The organism is Nocardia testacea NBRC 100365 (assembly GCF_000308775.1).
Taxonomy (GTDB): Bacteria; Actinomycetota; Actinomycetes; order Mycobacteriales; family Mycobacteriaceae; genus Nocardia; species Nocardia testacea.
The window spans coordinates 1-17,836 of the sequence record NZ_BAGJ01000147.1 but is presented as its reverse complement, the minus strand read 5'-3'; the positions used below and the strand labels follow the sequence as shown (position 1 = coordinate 17,836).

General features: G+C 69.4%; 18 protein-coding genes. 11 read left to right on the top strand and 7 right to left on the bottom strand.

Features of this window, described 5'->3' with window-relative positions; translation table 11 throughout:
• Positions 1 to 72: 72 nt before the first annotated feature.
• Positions 73 to 966: an NADP-dependent oxidoreductase gene (locus ON38_RS20370; protein WP_039826519.1), complete on the bottom strand. Its 894-nt coding sequence runs from the start codon at positions 964 to 966 to the stop codon at positions 73 to 75.
• Positions 967 to 1,034: 68 nt separating this feature from the next.
• Between ON38_RS20370 and ON38_RS20365 the strand changes: the two genes are divergently transcribed.
• Entirely contained in the window at positions 1,035 to 1,637 is a 603-nt protein-coding gene (locus tag ON38_RS20365; RefSeq protein WP_039826495.1) for a TetR/AcrR family transcriptional regulator, read from the top strand.
• Positions 1,638 to 1,801: 164 nt separating this feature from the next.
• Positions 1,802 to 3,016 (top strand): FAD-dependent oxidoreductase, encoded by a 1,215-nt coding sequence (locus ON38_RS20360; protein ID WP_039826493.1) that lies wholly within the window; start codon positions 1,802 to 1,804, stop codon positions 3,014 to 3,016.
• Here ON38_RS20360 and ON38_RS20355 read toward each other — a convergent pair.
• Together ON38_RS20355 and ON38_RS20350 are read right to left on the bottom strand one after the other, a co-directional pair.
• The gene (locus ON38_RS20355) at positions 3,013 to 3,600 is read right to left on the bottom strand and encodes a hemerythrin domain-containing protein (RefSeq protein ID WP_039826518.1); all 588 of its coding nucleotides are present in this window, start codon (positions 3,598 to 3,600) and stop codon (positions 3,013 to 3,015) included. The genes ON38_RS20360 and ON38_RS20355 overlap by 4 nt on opposite strands.
• A gap of 256 nt (positions 3,601 to 3,856) precedes the next feature.
• Complete coding sequence (locus ON38_RS20350; protein WP_039826492.1) at positions 3,857 to 4,768, bottom strand: alpha/beta fold hydrolase; 912 nt, start codon at positions 4,766 to 4,768, stop codon at positions 3,857 to 3,859.
• Between the two features lie 82 nt (positions 4,769 to 4,850).
• On the opposite strand from ON38_RS20350, the gene ON38_RS20345 reads away from it, so the two are divergent.
• A complete protein-coding gene (locus ON38_RS20345) occupies positions 4,851 to 5,543 on the top strand; it encodes a TetR/AcrR family transcriptional regulator (RefSeq protein WP_039826491.1) in 693 nt (230 codons plus the stop codon).
• A gap of 11 nt (positions 5,544 to 5,554) precedes the next feature.
• Here ON38_RS20345 and ON38_RS20340 read toward each other — a convergent pair whose 3' ends face one another.
• Positions 5,555 to 6,832, bottom strand: a complete 1,278-nt coding sequence (locus ON38_RS20340; protein ID WP_039826517.1) for an MFS transporter — start codon at positions 6,830 to 6,832, stop codon at positions 5,555 to 5,557.
• Between the two features lie 246 nt (positions 6,833 to 7,078).
• On the opposite strand from ON38_RS20340, the gene ON38_RS20335 reads away from it, so the two are divergent.
• Together ON38_RS20335 and ON38_RS20330 are read left to right on the top strand one after the other, a co-directional pair.
• Positions 7,079 to 7,861: an SAM-dependent methyltransferase gene (locus tag ON38_RS20335; RefSeq protein ID WP_039826515.1), complete on the top strand. Its 783-nt coding sequence runs from the start codon at positions 7,079 to 7,081 to the stop codon at positions 7,859 to 7,861.
• A 238-nt stretch (positions 7,862 to 8,099) separates the two neighbouring features.
• Positions 8,100 to 8,594: an HIT family protein gene (locus ON38_RS20330; RefSeq protein ID WP_039826490.1), complete on the top strand. Its 495-nt coding sequence runs from the start codon at positions 8,100 to 8,102 to the stop codon at positions 8,592 to 8,594.
• Between the two features lie 57 nt (positions 8,595 to 8,651).
• Here ON38_RS20330 and ON38_RS34250 read toward each other — a convergent pair whose 3' ends face one another.
• Positions 8,652 to 9,791, bottom strand: coding sequence for a Fic family protein (locus ON38_RS34250; protein WP_051165003.1), 1,140 nt, complete (start codon positions 9,789 to 9,791; stop codon positions 8,652 to 8,654).
• A 184-nt stretch (positions 9,792 to 9,975) separates the two neighbouring features.
• On the opposite strand from ON38_RS34250, the gene ON38_RS20320 reads away from it, so the two are divergent.
• Positions 9,976 to 10,782, top strand: coding sequence for an NmrA family NAD(P)-binding protein (locus ON38_RS20320; protein WP_039826489.1), 807 nt, complete (start codon positions 9,976 to 9,978; stop codon positions 10,780 to 10,782).
• A 60-nt stretch (positions 10,783 to 10,842) separates the two neighbouring features.
• Here the strand turns inward: ON38_RS20320 and ON38_RS20315 are convergent, their stop codons facing one another.
• Positions 10,843 to 12,237, bottom strand: coding sequence for a flavin monoamine oxidase family protein (locus ON38_RS20315; protein WP_039826488.1), 1,395 nt, complete (start codon positions 12,235 to 12,237; stop codon positions 10,843 to 10,845).
• A gap of 212 nt (positions 12,238 to 12,449) precedes the next feature.
• Here ON38_RS20315 and ON38_RS20310 point away from each other — a divergent pair, with 212 nt between their 5' ends.
• The 3 genes from ON38_RS20310 (at position 12,450) to ON38_RS20300 (ending at position 14,916) form a co-directional block, all read left to right on the top strand.
• Positions 12,450 to 12,929: a MarR family winged helix-turn-helix transcriptional regulator gene (locus ON38_RS20310; RefSeq protein WP_039826487.1), complete on the top strand. Its 480-nt coding sequence runs from the start codon at positions 12,450 to 12,452 to the stop codon at positions 12,927 to 12,929.
• A 73-nt stretch (positions 12,930 to 13,002) separates the two neighbouring features.
• Complete coding sequence (locus ON38_RS20305; RefSeq protein ID WP_039826486.1) at positions 13,003 to 14,433, top strand: DHA2 family efflux MFS transporter permease subunit; 1,431 nt, start codon at positions 13,003 to 13,005, stop codon at positions 14,431 to 14,433.
• A gap of 60 nt (positions 14,434 to 14,493) precedes the next feature.
• Positions 14,494 to 14,916, top strand: coding sequence for a PPOX class F420-dependent oxidoreductase (locus ON38_RS20300; protein ID WP_039826485.1), 423 nt, complete (start codon positions 14,494 to 14,496; stop codon positions 14,914 to 14,916).
• A 120-nt stretch (positions 14,917 to 15,036) separates the two neighbouring features.
• On the opposite strand, the gene ON38_RS20295 is transcribed toward ON38_RS20300, so the two are convergent.
• Positions 15,037 to 15,507 (bottom strand): SRPBCC family protein, encoded by a 471-nt coding sequence (locus tag ON38_RS20295; RefSeq protein WP_039826484.1) that lies wholly within the window; start codon positions 15,505 to 15,507, stop codon positions 15,037 to 15,039.
• Between the two features lie 458 nt (positions 15,508 to 15,965).
• Between ON38_RS20295 and ON38_RS20290 the strand changes: the two genes are divergently transcribed.
• Together ON38_RS20290 and ON38_RS20285 are read left to right on the top strand one after the other, a co-directional pair.
• Positions 15,966 to 17,009, top strand: a complete 1,044-nt coding sequence (locus ON38_RS20290) for an NAD(P)H-dependent flavin oxidoreductase (RefSeq protein ID WP_039826482.1) — start codon at positions 15,966 to 15,968, stop codon at positions 17,007 to 17,009.
• Positions 17,010 to 17,144: 135 nt separating this feature from the next.
• Positions 17,145 to 17,783, top strand: a complete 639-nt coding sequence (locus tag ON38_RS20285) for a maleylpyruvate isomerase family mycothiol-dependent enzyme (RefSeq protein WP_039826481.1) — start codon at positions 17,145 to 17,147, stop codon at positions 17,781 to 17,783.
• The last annotated feature ends 53 nt before the right edge of the window (positions 17,784 to 17,836 follow it).

Sequence of the window (17,836 nt, the reverse complement as noted above, 5' to 3'; positions counted from 1 at the left end):
TCGTTACTCGAACCATTCGTAACGTTCACTGCCGCCCCGGGAAATTTCGGTCGATCGGTGCCGGGCCGCGGCTCAGATGAGCACTACCCGGCGCCCGCGGGTATGACCGGCCCGGCTGTCGGCATGCGCTCGCGCGGCGTCGGCGAGCGGGTAGGACCGCTCGACCGGGATGCGGAGCTTTCCTCGTGAGATGAGGTCGGTGGTCGCGGTGAGCGCTTCCGTCATGCTCCCGGCCACACCGGAGAATCGGACACCGAGTTCCGGCGCGCCGAGATCGGCGATGGTCACGACTTTTCGCGGATCCCCGGTCAGTTCCACGAGCTCACGGATCACACCGGATCCGGCCAGATCGAGGGCCGCGTCGATGTGGCCGAGCCGACGCACCCGATCGACCCAGCCGTCGCCGTATGTCGTGGCCACGGCGCCCAGGCTGCGTAGATAGTCCTGGTTCGCGGCACCCGCGGTGCCGATCACTGTGATGCCGCGGTCGTGAGCGATCTGAAGCACCGCCGACCCGACTCCGCCGGATGCGCCGCTCACCAGCAATGTCTGCCCGGACTGCGCACCGACCTGGTCGAGGATCCGCAGCGCGGTTTCCACCACCGAGGGATATCCGGCGGCTTCTTCGAACGTCAGTCCGCCGGGTATCGGGGCCCAGGCCGACAAGACGGCGAATTCGGCGTAGGTGTCGTCACCCGCGCCGAATACGCGGTCGCCGATCGCGATTCCTGCGACGCCGCGGCCGATCTCGTCCACGACTCCGGCGGCGTCGTGGCCGATTCCGGCCGGCAATTCGATCGGCCGGGTCCGCTGGAACTGGCCTTCCCGGATACGCCAGTCGACCGGGTTCACGCCCGCCGCCCGCACGGCGATGCGGATACGGCCGGGACCCGCGTGGGGTTCCGCGGCGTCCACCAGACGCAGCACGTCCGGACCGCCGAACTCGGCGAAGCTCACTTTCCTCATGCGCCGGACCATAACGCTAACGGTTAGTGTTTTGCAACGGTTAGTGTTTTGGTGATACGGTCTGCTCCGTGACCGTGCCGTCCGGCCGTCGCGAGCGTAAGAAGGCCGCGACCCGCCAGAAGATCGCCGACACCGCCCTGCGGCTTTTCCTGGAACGCGGGTACGACGCGGTCGGTATCCGGGAAGTGGCCGCCGCGGCCGATGTTGCCGTCACCACGCTGTTCGCCCATTTCGCGTCGAAAGAGGCCTTGGTCTTCGAGCAGGACGAAGATTTCGAGCGGCGCCTCGTGCAGGCGGTGGCCGGCCGGAGCTCGCGTGCGGCGCTCGTTCCCGCGTTGCGCGTGGAAGTGCAGGCCCTGGTCCGGCACTGCTCAGGGGAAGACGCGGCACCGGTCTGGCGGATGATCGACGGATCACCGGCATTGCGGCAGTTCGAGGAGTCGATGCGACTTCGTCACGCCGAGTCGCTGGCCGCGGCCATCGCTGCCGATCTCGACGTGCCCGTTACGAACACCGCGTGCCGGTCGATCGCGCGATTCGTGATCGACGCCTGGTCACTGGCGCGGGCGTCGGCCGATCCGGAGGCCGCCTTGGACGAGATCTTCCCGATGATCGAGGCAGCCTGGCAAGCTGCCGGCATTTCCGAGGGCGCCCGCGAAGCGGCTCGTTGAGGCAGCCGCAGGCCGATCGGAATATAGGCGTCGGTAGCCGGTCGTACCGCGCGCGGCGTGGTGCGCCGCGGACATTTCTTCAAGACAGCGCCAGTGCCCGCCCCGCAGAGTATTCGACAGCTCGGGATACCTGCTCCGGGCACCGAGGAACGTGAGGCATACGAATGCGAATTCTCATCGCCGGCGCCGGCGTCGCCGGGCCGGTGCTCGCGTACTGGCTCACCCGATACGGCTTTTCCGTCACGGTCGTCGAGCGCGCGCCGGCGCCGCGCAAAACCGGTGGCCACGCCGTCGATCTGTTCCGGCCCGCGATGGACATCTCGGAGAAGATGGGCGTTCTTCCGCGTATCGACGAGCGGGCCACCGGGACGGATCGGATGGTCGTCTTCCCCGAGGGGCAGCGGCGACCGGCTCGGGTGGACCTGTCCAAGATCTTCGGTGCCGCCTCCGATCGGCACGCCGAGATCATGCGCGACGAACTGAGCGAAATCTATTACGCGGCCGCGTGTGACGAGGTGGAGTACCTGTTCGGGGATTCGGTCACCGCGATCTCGCCGGATGGGGAAGTGCTGTTCGAGAGGGCGGCGCCCCGCCGTTTCGACCTGATCGTCGGGGCGGACGGGTTGCACTCCACCGTGCGCCGGCTGGTCTTCGGTGACGAAACCCGTTTCAGCGCCTTCATCGGGGCCTATCTCGCGGTGATCGACCTGCCCGAAACCTACGGCGTCGACGGCGAACTACGCATGCACGTCGGTGTCGGCCGCACCGCCGGAATGTATCGCGCACGGCACCTCGGTGGCGCGCGAGCCCTGTTCCTGTTCCGGAGTGAACGCGCACTCTCGTACCACCACCGCGATGTGCAGCGGCAGAAAGATCTGTTGCGCAGCGCGTTCGGCGGCGTGGACCCCGAAGTGCAGGGCTGGCTCGATGCGCTCGACCGCAGCCCGGCCTTCTACTTCGACTCGATCGCCCAGGTCCGGATGGACACCTGGTCGCGGGGAAGGGTGACGCTCGTCGGCGACGCGGGCTACTGTCCCGGGCCTGCCGTCGGTGGCAGCACCAGCCTGGCCGTCGTCGGGGCGTATGTGCTGGCCGGAGAACTGGCGCGGGCGGGCGGCGACCCGCAGCGCGCCTTCCCCGCCTACGAACGTGCGATGGCCGGGCACGTACGCGGCAGCCGTGCGGTCGGGCTGAGCGCGGCGAAAACCCTGGTCCCCACTTCCCGCCGGGGGGTGTGGGGCCTGGTCCAGGGCGCCCGCCTGCTCTCGGTCCTACCCGCGCCGGCCGGTCGGGCCTTCCTCCGCTTCACCACCGAGAGCGCCCGCGTCCACAACTCCATGACTGTCGAGGACTATTCGCCGCTGGAAGTCTCGCGCTAGTCGGTGGTACCGGGTCGAGGCCGCTTCAGGGTGCCGACACTCAGGGACCCACTCGGGGTGGTCCGCAGCTCTTTTTCCGCGGCGCGGACGTAGCCGACGGGATCCTTGTCGACGGGCCGGACGCCGGCGTAGTTGCGTGCCTCGTACGCGGCGAAGGCGACGGCCAGTCGATGGCGATGCGACAATCCCGCGAGACGGCGGAAATCGGTCAGGCCCTCACGTTCTTCCTCGGCCATGTGATCGCTGTTGGCGGTGTTGGCCGCCGCGACAGCCGCGTACCAGTCGTCGGTACCGACCCGGTGACGTGCCACTTCGGCGACCGCGTCCCGGATCTCGTTGTGGTCGTGGACGGCGTCGATGGTCTCGGCCTCCACTCCGGCCGCGCGCCGGGCCGCGACACCCACCTGGAGCAGCGCGGGATAGAAGATCTCCTCCTCCGCCTGTGCGTGCAGCTCGAGGAAGGCCGCCAGTCTTGCCCAGACGGCGGAGAGGACAGCGGTTTCCCGGCGATCGATCTCCTCCAGTATCGCGAACAGCCGCCGCTGCTCGTGGTGGTCGTCGAGGATCAGCTGGGTAATGTCCATGGTCACTCCCTGTTACCGCACTTCGGGTCGGTACCGAACGCCGGGGCGCACTGTCTGTCGGGCCGTCGGTATGTCCATCGGGGAGCCGACGATAACGCACCGCCGAGCCGTCCTGCCGCCAACGCACCGTGGGCCTTTCCTCCTCTCCCGCCCGGCTCGGGGCCGGGGTGGAAACGGCGGGGCAGGCGTGCGATGGTTGTGCTCCGCGTGCCGGCGCCGGTCGGTGCGCCGCCGCGCGGCCACGGTTCGGCCGGGTTCATCGGGGGTGTCGGTCCGCGAGCTCGCGGATCGCGGCGGCGAGCGGTTTCCACACGTGTTCGGGCAGTTCATGGCCCATTTCGGGCAGCAGGAGTAGGCGGGAACCGGGAATACGCGATGCGATGGCACGCGCGGCGCCGAGTTTGATCAGCGGGTCGTCTTCGCCGTGCACGACCAAGGTGGGCCGGGTGATCTCGGTGATCGCGGGGCCGCTCCACTGCGCCCCGATCTGCCGGCTCTGGGCCTCCGCGTCGTGGATTCCACTGTCCGGATCGGCCTCCAGGCGTGCTCGCACGGCGACTTCGTCGAATTCATGGCGCGGTGAGGTGAGCAGTTTCGCCACTCTGACGCCTGCCTCGATCGCGCCCGCCCGGGTGTCGGGGAATTTCACCCGGGCGAACTGCGCGAGTGTGCGCAACCGGATGTAGCGGAGCGTGCGTAGTCCGGTGACATCGCCGGGGACGGCATCGGCGGAGGTGAGCGTTCGCACCCGGTCGGGGTGCCGGAGAGCGACCCGCTGCACGACCGCGCCGCCGAGCGAGACTCCGAGCATATGTGCCGAGCGCCAGCCCAATTCGTCGAGCACCGCTACCGCGTCGTCGGCCATATCCTCGGCGGTGTAGGCCGCGCCGCGCCGGGTGAGCAGTGCTTCGATCGGGTTCCGCACGGCCGTCGGCGGCAGATGGGTCGATTCGCCGCCGTCGCGCTGGTCGTATCGCGCCACGGCGAAACCGTGTTCGGTCAGTTGTTCGCAGAACCCGTCGGGGAGCCAGTGCCGGTTGGCGCCCAGGCCGGTGGCGATGAGCAGCGGATCGCCACCTCGTTCCGGCAGGTATCGGTCGAAGGCGAGGCGCACCGCCCCGTTGTGCGCCCAGCGTCGTGGCTCCCAGGCTTCGTGTGCTGCTGTCATCGGGCACCTCCGTAAATAGCGTTCAGTGAACTCAGTTTAGAATAGGGCCCGGCAGACACCGGTGAGAAGAGAGGTGCGGCGAGTGACACGGTCCGGTAAGACCGAACCGACCGTCTGGGAACGATCCGACGGCAGACGCGGTCCGGCGCCCGCGCACAGCCGGGCCGAACTCGCCGCCGCCGCGATAGAACTCGCCGACCAGGGTGGGCTCGCCGCCGTCTCCACCCGCCGGATCGCCCAGCGGCTCGGGGTGAGCCAGTCGGCGCTGTACCGCTACGTGTCCGGTCGTGATGATGTGCTCGACCTCATGGCCGACGCCGCCGCCGGTGAGATCGACCTGGAGGTACCGCTCACCGGTGTGGCGATCGACGACCTCACCGCGTTGGGCGTCCGGGCGAAGGATGTCTACATAAGGTACCCCTGGCTGGCCGATATCCCGGTCGAGCCGTTACGCCTCGGCCCGCGCGGCATCGACTATCTCGAATACGCGCTCCGGGCCATGGCGGCCGTCGACGCGCCCGGGCCGGTGAAACTGCAGACCGTCGCGGTGCTGAACGCACTCGCCCAGCAATTCGCTCGTGCCGAGTCCGATGAGGGGACAGCGAACGAATCGCGCCGTAACGCCCAGGTGGCCTACGTGCACAAGATCGCGGAGGAGGGTCGACATCCGTATCTGGCCGCCGCGCTCGCCGCCCCGGACCGCGACGCGCGCCCGGCGGAGCTGTTCGAACCGCTGCTGCGCCGGGCCGTCGCCGGTGTGCTGACACCGGACTGAAACCGTCCGGATCACTCTGCGGAGCGACGCGTCGCTGGGCCGGGCGCCGCCCACACCGTGTGCACCCCCGCCGGGCCCGCGCCCCGATCCGTCGCGACGATCAGTGCCACGCAGCCCATTCCCGACAGCACCAGGCTCGAGCCGAACAGCGCCGGATACCCGAGCAGTTCGCCGACAGTGCCCGCGGCGAACCCCGCGATACCCTGCACCACCACGATCGCGCAGGCCAGCAGCGTGTAGTCACTGCCGGCGTGGTCGGGGTCGGCCGCGTCCATCATGAGGGTGAACACCGCCACGGTCGCGGCGCCGCCGAGGATGTGTTCGGCCAGGCTCGCGGTGACGAGCAACTCGAAGCCGCCGATCCCCAGCGCGGCGATCAGGTACAAGGCCAGGGCGAGGGTCTGGGTGACACCTCCGATGAGCAGCGCGCGCCGCCGCCCGTGCCGGTAGCACAGCCAGCCGCCCAGGCCCGCGCCCGCGAGCGCGCCCGCCGAGGACAGGACCCCTTTGACCAGGGCTATCTGCCCGAGGGTGAGTCCGGTGTCGGACATGAACGGGCCGACCATCGCCGAGCCCATCGAGTCGCCGAATTTGAAGCCCCCGATGAGCAGGATGAACGCGAGCATGCCGGGCCGGCGCAGCCGCCGCCACCATCCGATCGTCAGCCCGGCCGGGCTCGACGGTGCCTTCTCCGAGCTACTGCGGATCGTGGTACGCGGTGACCACCACACCGGAATCGCCGTGAGCAGCAGCAGAATCGACATCGCGGCGAACAGGACGCGCCATCCGGCGAACGCGAAGAGCCACAGCAGCGCGCCGCCGCCGACGATCATGCCGATCCGGTACGCGCCGACCTGGATACCGTTGCCCAGTCCGCGTTGCCGAGGGCCGAGGAGCTGGACGGCGAGCCCGTCGGTGGCGACGTCCTGGGTCGCCGATACCGCGTTGACCACGGCGATGCCCAACAGCAGCCAGCGCAGCGATGCCGACAGGTCCAGGCAGGCGAGTCCGAGTGTCACCGCCGCCGCGGTGAGTTGCAGGGTCAGCAGCCACTGCCGGCGGGTGCCGTAGTGATCTACATAGGGCGCCCACAGGAATTTCAGGGCCCACGGCGCGAACAGGACGCCGGTGGCGCTGATCTCGATCAGCGAGAACCCGGATTCGCGCAGCACCACAGGCAGCGCCTGGGTGAAGAACCCGTAGGGCAGTCCCTGGGCGAAATACAGGGCGGTCAGTAGAACCAGAGCCCCGGCGGAGATCGTGCTGCCGGGGCGAGCCATGGTTCTCATGCGGTCATCCTGGCAGATGCGCGGAGTCACCGGTTCGGGTGCGCTCATCGTCCACGCTCCGGTCACTCGGCCTCGCACCGATTCCGCGTTTCGGGCCGGGCGGGGCGCCGAGGCGGAATTGCGGAAGGCTCCGTCCGCGGTACTCGTATCGGGTCGGCGAGACCGCGGCCGTTCAGGTCGAAGAGGGGGCCGATGACCATTGGTTTCGGATACGAAAACCATTGACTGTCTTGTATCTTGACCGATATGGATCGGTCCGGCCTGAACACGCACGAGCCGCATATCGCTCGAATGTACGACTACTACCTCGGTGGCAAAGACCACTACCCGGCCGATGCGGAGGCCGCGGAGAAGGTGTTGCAGGCATTGCCCGATGTGCGGCTGGCCGCACAGGCGAACCGGGGTTTCATCCACCGGGCGACCCGGTATTTCGCCCGGGAGGCCGGGGTGACCCAGTTCCTCGATATCGGGACGGGAATCCCGACCGAGCCGAACCTGCACCAGGTGGCCCAGGAGGAGGCGCCGAAATCGCGCGTCGTCTATGTGGACAATGATCCGATCGTGCTCGCCCACGCCCGCGCCCTGATGGTCGGCACCCCGGAGGGGCGCACCGATTACATTCAGGCCGACGCGACCCGGCCGGAGGAGATCCTGGCCGCCGCGCGCCGCACCCTGGATTTCGACGAGCCGATCGCGCTGTCGCTGATCGCCCTGCTGAACTTCGTGCCCGGGGCCTACGAGATCACCGAAACCCTCATGGCCGAGCTGGCTCCGGGTTCGTATCTGGCGCTGACCCACCTGACCGCCGACTTCGATCCAAAGGGGATCGCGGCGACGGTGAAGGTATACGAGGAGCGCGGTATGTATTGCCATCCGCGCAACCGAGCGGAGATCGCCCAGTTCTTCGACGGGATGGAGATCCTGGAACCCGGCGTGGTGCCCATCCACCGGTGGCGCCCGCCCATCGAGCCGGCGAAGTCGATGGATGCGAAGGTGCCCGGCTACGCCGCGGTCGGTCGCAAGTCCTGAGCTCTACCACGCCGGGCGCCTCCGCGCTGAACATCGATGTGGCGGCTCGGCTTCGGCCGGCAGGAAGCCGCCGAGCGCTACGGGACCGGCCGGGCGGAGGCGTCGTGGTCGCGGTCCGGAGTCCGGACGAATCCGGAGGGGCCCGGTGGCGGCGGTGCCGAGCCGGCTTTGCCGTCGTGGCCGAAGCCCGGCTCGGTACAACGGCTCCGATCCCGGGCGCTGTGGGTAGGTTTGCCGGATGAGCGACTGGAGGGGCGATCGCGTGCGGTCCGCGATCGAGGGCCGGAATCCGACCGTCTTCGCCGAGCTCGGTTCGGCGTTCGCGGTGATCGGCGATGTGCAGTTCCTGCCCGGTTACTCGCTCGCCCTGACCAAATCGCCGGGTGTCGACCGGCTCACCGACCTCCCCCGGGGCGAGCGGGTGAGGTTCTTGGCCGATGTCGATCTCGTCGCCACCGCGGTCGAAGCGGTGTGTGCCGCGCGCGACCCGCGGTACCGGCGCACCAATGTCGAAATTCTCGGCAATACACACCATTTCCTGCACGCTCATATCTGGCCGCGCTACGACTGGGAACCGGGGGAGATCGTCGGCAAGCCGGTGTGGGTCTATCCGGACGACCGCTGGCGCGACCCCGCGACCGCGCTCGGGCGGCAGCATGAGGAACTGCGCGCGGCCCTGGCCGCGGAGGTCGCCCGGCTGCGGGTCTCGGCCGAATACGGGTACGAGGTGTAGCCGGTAGTGGTGGCCGTGCGCGCCGCGGAGCTCGGCGGGTTCGGCGTGACGCCCTCCCTAGGAATCCCGGGGCGTCGCCCGCAACTGGTCGAGTTGCCTGCGGCAGCCCTCGATGTCCTGGTAGTCGCCGCAGTCGAACGGCGCCGTGGACCGGCCGAGTGCGCGGTAGCGTTCGTAGTCTCCGGCCAGGTCGAACAGTTCGACCGGGTCCATCTCGCCCGCGCGAGACGAAAGCCTATGTGCTCGTTCCGCGAAGTCTGCGCTGCCGGTCCGTACCGCGTCCGTCCAATCCGGTGTGGTGGAGAAGACGTCCTTGTCGAAATCGTGCAGCGCCGCCGGGGAGAGGCCGTCGCATTCGAGCGACCAGTTCATCAGCAGACGGGAGAACCGGCCGTTGTAGTCCTGCCAGGGGTGGATGGATACGGCGCGCTGCTGGAGTTCGGCCGCGAGGGCGTAGGGGTCGAAATCGGGCCGGGCACGGACGCCGTTGTACCAGGCGCACAGCGATTCGAGTTCCGTCCGCGCGGCTTCCGGTGTCGAGACGCGATATTTCAAGCCGCCGTCGAGCAGGAAACCGCCGGTGCCAGGTTCCAGGTAGTCCAGGTAGGGGTTCGCCTCGACCTGCGCGATCTCCTCATCGGTGAGCCGCCGGCTCTGGGTGCCCCACCGCTCGCGATCGGCGAAGAGTCCGCCGGACTCGTTGGGGCAGAAGCGTGCCAGTCGCTGGTGGAGTTCGGTCAGGAACGGCATGGACAGCTCCCGGGAGCCGTGCCGCCGGGCGAACGCGCGGGCGTCCAGGTAGCCGGCCCATTCACCGTCGCCGAACAACAGTTCCGGGTGTGGTTGGTCGCGGATCAGAGCCATTCGGTGCAGGGGTGCGTCGATGAGCAGGCTCGATTCCAGCGCGCGTTCCCCTGCCGAACGCAATCCCAGTTCGGCCGACCGCCGCTCGATCACCGCGTTCGCGTCGTCCAGGCCGGCATCGGCCGAGGAAGGGTCGTCGGTGCTCGTATGCCGCACGTGGCGGGCACCCTCCGCGTCGGCCTGCACACTGCGCGCCGCCACTCCTCGGTTGAGGTTGTCGCCTACTCTGCGCATTCCCGTCGCCGCGCAGTCCGCCGCATCGGCGACCGGCCGGGCGACCTCGGGCAGCACCTGCTTCCGCAGGAGGTCCGCGAGAACAGTACTGGTCTGCACTCTCTCTCCTCGACCGCCGGAGTGACCGATTCTACGTCCGAGTATGAAGCCTGCCGCGCCGCGGTGTGCGGCGTCCGGTGCCCATGGGCGGTAATTCCGGTGTGCGCCTTTCGTAGCCGGATCCGTCGCGACTTGACCTCAACTTTTGTTGAGGTCATAGCGTTCGCTCCGGAAAGGAGTCGACGTGACGGTATTGGTGACAGGCGCAACCGGAAACACCGGCAGGCACGTGGTGTCGGAGTTGCTGCGCAGGGGTAGGAAGGTGCGGGCATTGACCCGTGACCCGCGACGGGCCGCGACGCTGCTGCCCGCCGACGCGGAACTGGTATCGGGTACGCACACCGAGCCCGCGACGTTGGACGCGGCGTTGGCGGGCGTCACCGGCCTGCACATCACCGTGACGGCCGGGGTGGCCGAGACCGGGCCCGAACTGGTCCGGCGCGCGGTCTCCGCCGGTGTCGAGCGGATCACCATCCTCTGGGGTGGGTACGTGGGCCCGGCCGAATCGGCCGTGGAGCGGTCCGGGGTCGCGTGGACGCGGCTGGAACCGCAGGAGTTCATGGCCAACGCACTCACCTGGGCGGAATCCGTGCGCGAGGAGGGGGTGGTGCGGGAACCGTTCGATCTGCCGAGCGCGGTGGTCCACGAGGGCGACCTCGGTGCCGTCGCCGCGATCGCGCATACCGAGGACGGGCACGCGGGTCGTGCGTACAACCTCAACGGACCCGAAGCGCTGACCACCGGAGCGCGGGTGGCGATGCTGGCCGGTGTGCTCGGCCGCGATATCGCCTTCGAGCAGATCGGTCGCGAACGGGCCATCGAAAGGTTGCTGCGCGACGGCGTCTCGCGGGCCGACGCCGAGTATGTGGTGGGCTGGCACGCCGACCCGCCGCCGGAGGCGCGGATACCGGACGGCACCCTGGACCGGATTCTCGGCCGGCCCGCGCGCACCTTCGCCGACTGGCTGCGTGAGCACAGCGATCGGTTCTGAGCGGCGGCTTCCACCGGCGCGTTCGCCCACCGACCCGGGTTCACGGGTGGCGCGGAAGAGTCACCTTTCGGTGGACCGCGGACCGGGCGCGCCGGCCGCGGTCACCGTCTCGTGTTCCAGTACTTCGGCCGCCGCTCGCTCGCCCGACCGCACGGCTCCGTCGACCCATCCGCACATCACCGCGGAACTCTCGGTTCCGGCCCAGTGGATGCGTCCGCACGGCGCGCGCAGGGCGGGACCGAACTGGGTGAGGACGCCGGTCGGAGCGTGGCTGAGCATCCCGCCACCGGAGTAGCGTTCGGCGCTCCAATCCTGCTCGATGAAATCGGCCGGGGTGCGGGCCTTCTCGCCGAAGCGTTCGGCGAGGGCGTCGAGGATCGTGCGGCGCCGCTCGGCGGGATCGAGCCGGCCGATCTGCCGGGCGATGGGCCCCTCCACGATGACGCACAGCACACCCGGCCGGCCGGTGTCGGTGCAGGCGTCGATGGTGATGGTGGCCGGTGACCCCGGTGCCGCCGACTGTCCCGACAACCCGTCCGCCCGCCAGAACGGTTCGTCGTAGACGAGCGAGATCTTGATGATGGCGCCGCTCGGCATCCGCTGATGCAGCAGCGACCGGTCGACCGGCAGTATCGGTTCGTAGCGGATCTGGCTCGCGATCGCCAGCGGCACCGCCACGATCACCCGACGGGCGCGCACCGTTGTCTTGCCGGAGAACACCGTGACGCCGTCGGCGTCCTGCCGGATGCGGCGGACCGGCCGGGCGAGTAGCACCGAATCGCCGAGTTCGGCCGCCATCGGGCAGTAGATGGCACCCATGCCGCCCACCGGCCGGGAATCCTGGGCGCCGTCCTCGATGCCGAGGACGAAACCGGGTCCGCCTCCGGACGCCATCTGGTACAGGGCGAACAGCAGCGATACCTCGGACGCGGCGGATGTGTAGGCACCGGCGATCGCGGTTTCGAGCAGTTCGTGGGCGGCCTTGGAAACAACATGGGTGTTCAGCCAATGCGCCAGGGTTATGCGATCCCAGCGGTCGGCCTGCTCGGCGGTCCACGGCGCGTCGAGCGGTATCGACTTGCACAGATGACCCAGGTCGAGCAGGGCGGCGCCGAGGTTCATCGCCACCCACGGGCTCATCGACCACGGGATCGTCCCGGTGTAGCGATACTGCTTGCCCTCGACGAGCATCATCGCTTCCCCGTCGGTGTACTGCTTGTAGCTCGCCACCCCGTAGTCCCGCATCAGGGCGCGGATCCGCTCCTGGCCGGGGCCGATCCAGGCGCCGCCGCGATCGATCCACGATCCGTCGGTCCGGTTCTCGGTGAACGTGCGTCCGCCGAGCCGGTCGCGGGCTTCCAGTACGACCACCGTGCGGCCCGCCTGTTTCAGTCGCCGGGCCGCGGTCAGTCCGGCAAATCCCCCACCTACCACGCAATAGTCGACGTCTGGCATGAGCGCCGCCTCGGATCGGAGTTTTCGGTGTGCGGCCGCCGCGCGGGCGGACACACTCGCCGGCGCACCACGAAACCCGGGTGCGCATCGCAAGAAGAACTGATCGGTGCGTCGAGTTGTACGGCAATTCTAGGGCAGGCCGGCACCCGGAGTCGCCCGCGCATGCAGCATTGTTCGCAGTAGAAGATCCGCAACGGAACTACCATTGGTGTATGACCGCAATGGCTCCCGTCCGCGCCGAACCGGACCTGTCGTTCCTGCTCGACCGCACCAGTCACGTCCTGCGCACCCGGATGGCGGCGGCGCTGGCGGAGATCGGGCTCACCGCCCGGATGCACTGCGTGCTCGTCCACGCCTTGGAGGAGGAGCGGACCCAGGCGCAACTCGCCGCGATCGGGGATATGGACAAGACCACGATGGTGGTCACCGTCGATGCGCTGGAGCGGGCCGGGCTCGCCGAACGGCGGCCTTCCGCAGCGGACCGCCGGGCCCGCATCATCGCCGTCACCGACAAGGGCCGGAAAGTCGCCGAGCGCAGTCAGCGGATCGTCGACGGCGTGCACAGCGCGGCGCTCGGCTCGCTGCCGGTGGAGGAGCGTGAGGGGTTGCTGCGGGCGCTGCGCAATCTGACCGAGGGTTATCTCGCCGAGGCGGTGGAGGCGCCATCGGCGGCACGGCGCGCACGCCAATAGATCCCTAATAGATTGTCTGCAACAAAACTATCTATTACAGTCTCTCCTGTCGGGTTCCGGACAGGAGAACACCATGAGCACCCCCGCACGTCTCGCCCTCGCCGTGCTGTCGGCAGCCACCCTGATGACCGTCCTGGACGGCAGCATCGTGACGGTGGCACTCCCGGAGATCCAGCGTGACCTCGGATTCAGCGCCGCCGGATCGAGTTGGACGGTCAACGCCTACCTGATCGCCTTCGGCGGACTGCTGCTGCTGGGCGGCCGCCTCGGCGATCTACTCGGCCGCAAGAGGGTATTCCTGATCGGCAACGCGGTATTCACCGTCGCCTCGCTGATCGCGGGTGCGGCGACCACGCCCGCACTGCTGATCGGCGCCCGCTTCCTCCAGGGCGTGGGCAGCGCCTTCGCCTCCGCCGTGGCACTCGGCATCCTGGTCACCCTGTTCACCGATATCCGGCAGCGCAAGGTCGCCCTCGGCGTCTTCGCTTTCACCGGCGCCGCGGGCGCCGCGATCGGGCAGGTATTGGGCGGGGTGCTGACCGACGCCTTCGGCTGGCACTGGATCTTCCTGATCAATCTGCCGATCGGCCTGGCCACAGTGGCCCTGGCGGTCGCGGTGCTACCGGCGGACCGGGCCGGCGGCGATGTGCGCCGGGCGGATCTGATCGGCGCCGTGCTGGTCACCGCCGGACTGATGCTGGGGATCTACACCGTGGTCGGAATCGAGAGTTACGGCTGGGCCTCGTCGCGCACGCTCTCCCTCGCGGCCGTTTCGCTGGCGCTGCTGGCCGCATTCGTCATCCGGCAATCCCGGATCGCCGATCCGCTTCTTCCGCTGCGGATCTTCCGTTCGCGCACTGTCTCCGGGGCCAATCTCGTGCAGATGCTGACGGTATCGGCCATGTTCGCCTTCCAGGTCCTGCTCGCGCTGTACCTGCAGCGCGTCCTCGGCTACACCGCGCTGGAGACCGGGCTGGCCATGCTGCCGGCGGCCGTGGCGATCGGCGGGGTGTCGCTCTTCGTCTCGGCGCGCCTCACCCTCCGTTTCGGTGAACGCGCTGTGCTGATCACCGGGCTGCTGCTCCTGCTGGCCGCCATGGTCCGGCTCGCGAGCGTGCCGGTGCACGCGTCCTACCCGGCCGACCTGCTGCCGGTGATGGCGCTGATCGCCGGGTTCGGGCTGGTGCTCCCGGCGCTCACCGCACTCGGCATGTCCGGCGCCGCGGCCGACGACGCGGGATTGATATCCGGGCTGTTCAACACCACCCAGCAGCTCGGTATGGCGCTCGGCGTCGCCGTGCTGACCACCCTCGCCGCCTCCCGCACCGGCGCGCTGACGGCCGCGGGTGCCGCCGATCCCGAGGCGCTGACCGGCGGCTACCGGACGGCCTTCGCGGTCGCCGCCGGGCTGCTGGTGGCCGCACTCGCGGTGACGGTCACGGTGCTGCGGCCCGCCGCCGTGATCCTGCCGGCCACCCGGGACGCGGCGGCCCGTCCCGCCTGACGCGAAGACCCGATTCCACTTCGAGACCGATCTCCACCGATACGACATGAAGGAACCGACATGACCATCGAATTGCCCGCAGAGGCCCGCCGCCTGCTGGACGGGAAGAATTTCGCCACGGTGGCGACCATCGAATCGGACGGCCGCCCGCAGACCTCGGTGGTCTGGATGGACCGCGAAGGCGACGCCGTCCTGTTCAGTTCGACGACCACCCGCCGCAAGGTGCGCAATCTCGCCCGGGACCCGCGCATCGCGCTCACCGTTGCCGATGCCACGAACCCCTACCGGTCCGTGGACATCCAGGGCACCGCCGAACTGATCGACGATCCGGACAAGTCGCTGCCGCAGCGGCTGTCCCAGAAGTATCTCGGTGAGCAGCCGCCGCCGGAGCCCGACAGCATCCGCCGGTACATCGTCCGCGTGACACCCGAACGGGTCACGGGGTTCTCCATGCCGGACCCGTCCCGGCCCGACGCCGGCTGACCGGCGGTTCCGGAATCGGCCGCACACACCGATCGGGCAGCTCGGTCGCGAAATGCCGACACGCGATCGCGCTGTCCGCGGCACCGACCTCGGCGGTGCCGCAGGCCGAGTCCGCCCGTATCAGCTGCCGGCCTCGGCCCGTCCCTTCAATCGCACGAGCCCCTTTTCGAAGTCCGGGCCGATGAACCGGTCCATGGGGAACAGGAAGCCGACCAGCTTGAAGAACAGGTTCTTGCGGCCGGTCATCCGCCAGGTCACCGTGGTGGTGTCACCCGCGGCCACCAGCAGAAAGGTCACCTCGTTCCGGCTCTCGAACGGTTTGCGGAAGGCGAGGTCGATCCCGACCCGCCCGGGCTCGGAGGTGGTGATCGTCATCGTCCCGGCGCCTGCCTTCCGGTTCCCCTCCCAGTCGTAGCGGGCACCCGGGCCCGACCCCGGACCGGAGTAGGTCCGCCGCAGCTCGGGATCGGCGTCCTCCCAGGGCGACCAATCGCGCCAGTGGTGGAAGTCGTCGATGAGCGCGCGGATCCGGGGCTCGGGCGCGGCGATCGTGGTCGCGCGTTCGACGAGGAACGTACTCGAATCGGACATACTCTCTTCTCCTGCGGGAAGGGAGGCGCGCCGTCACGGGAATGCGCCACGGTCACCGGGCATTATGCCTCGATCACACGGCGGCGCGCGGCTGCCACGGTTCACCTGTTCCGGGCGAATCCCGCGCCGCCGAGCACGGCCTGACCTTGCGAGCCGGACGGCCCCGTTCACAGGGAGGAAGAGCCGGTATCTGCTACGAGCCCGAATCCGCGACGGTGACGACAGCGCGGATCAACAAAGACGCGGCCGCACGCTACGACCTGGCGAACCGGCAGGCCCGCAAGTTACTCGACGAATTCGATCCCTCGTTCCCGATCGTGACCCCGTGATCGGCGGCCGGGCGGACCGGGGTCCCGTCCGTGACGCAGGGAACAGCGGGGCCACCCGGTCGTCGTCCGGGGCCGGCGGGTGAGGAGGCTGGATACCGTTCGATTCGGTATCGACCGTGGAGGTGGATCGTGTTCGGATTCGGAGATCTCGCCGTGCCGATCGTGGCGGCGCCGATGGCAGGTGGGCCGTCGACGCCGGAACTCGTGGTGGGCGTCGCGGAAGCGGGTGGACTGGGTTTCCTCGCGGCCGGGTACAAAACCCCCGGCGCGGTGGGCGAGCAGATCCGGCAGGTACGGGCGAGCACGGACGCGGCGTTCGGGGTGAACCTGTTCGTGCCGCAGCGCGCTTCCTACGATGCCGCGGCGGTGGAGCGGTACCGGGAGAGACTGGGGGAGACAGCGCGGCGGTACGGGCTCGAGGTACCCGCCGTCCGGGAATCCGACGACGACCGGTTCGACGAGAAGGTGGAGCTGGTCGTCGAAGAGCGGGTGCCGGTGGTCTCGCTGACCTTCGGTCTGCCGCCGGCGGACGTCATCCGGCGGCTACAGGAGGCGGGGTCCGCGGTGGTCGCGACGGTGACCGGTCCGGACGAGGCTCGCGCCGCGGTCGAAGCGGGCGTCGACGCGCTCTGCCTGCAGGGCCCCGAGGGCGGGGGCCACCGGGGCACCTTCCGGGTCGAGGACGAGCCCGGGACGGTATCGCTGCCCGACCTGCTCGACGAGATCACCCCGTGGTGCCCGCTGCCGGTGATCGCGGCGGGCGGTATCTCCGACGGGGCCCGGATCGTGGAGGCGCTCGCGCACGGGGCGGTCGCGGTGCAATTGGGTACGGCGTTCCTGCGCAGCGCCGAATCCGGGGCGAAGGCCGCACACAAGGACGCCCTCGCCGATCCGCGATTCGACCGGACCGTCGTGACGCGCGTGTTCTCCGGCCGCCCCGCCCGGGGGCTGGCCAACGGTTTCATCGCCGAGTACGGCACCGCGCCCGCCGCGTACCCGCAGATCCACCACCTCACCAGCCCTATCCGGGCGGCAGCGGCCGAGCGGGACGGCGCCGACGATATGGCGCTGTGGGCGGGGACGGGGTTCCGTAAGGCGGCACCGGACCCGGCGGGGACGATTCTGCGGCGGCTCTGGGACGAGGCACGGGTGTCGGGTGTGGCGCACGACTGATCGCCGCCGGTCGAACGAGCGTGCTGCCCGGTCTCCGGCTCGAACCCGCCGGATGGGCCGGGCGATGTGTCGGTGCCGTTCCGTAGTGTGCGGTTCGTCACCCCGGCCGGGGGTCCGAGCCGATCTGGAGGAATCGTGCAAGACGTGTGGCCGACGGTCCGGTCCGAGAGGCTGGCGCTGATCACGGATCTCGAAGGGCTCACCGCCGAGCAGTGGGCGACGCCCTCGTTGTGTTCCGGCTGGACGGTGCACGATGTGCTCGCGCATATCGTGGCCACCGCGAAAACCTCCCGGCTCGGTTTCGTCCGGCAATTCGCCCGGGCCCGTTTCGATTTCGACCGGTTCACCGAGAACGGTGTCGAACGGGAGCGGGCGGCCACACCCGCCCAGACTTTGGACCGGTTGCGCGCGGCGCTCGACCGGACGGTGACCCCGCCCGCCCCGCTCGACAGCAGGCTGGTCGAGATGATCGTGCACGGTGAGGACATCCGGCGGCCACTGGGGATCACCCGGGAGTACCCGGCCGAGGCCGTCGCCGACGCCCTGCGGTTGCAGATACGCACCACGGCCGGGTTCGGTGGGGGTAAGGAACTCGTCGCCGGGCTCGCACTGGTGGCCGACGACGCGGAGTTCACCGCGGGGTCGGGGCCGCAGGTGCGGGGCCCACTGCTGTCGCTGTTGCTGATCGCCTCGGCGCGTGGTGTCGCGGCCGGCGACCTGTACGGAGACGGTCTCGACACAGTGCGGCAGCGGCTGGAATCCGGGGTCGCCTGAGACCGCCGCACTGCCCGCGAGCCCACGCCGAGCGGCGGATACGGCGCGCCACC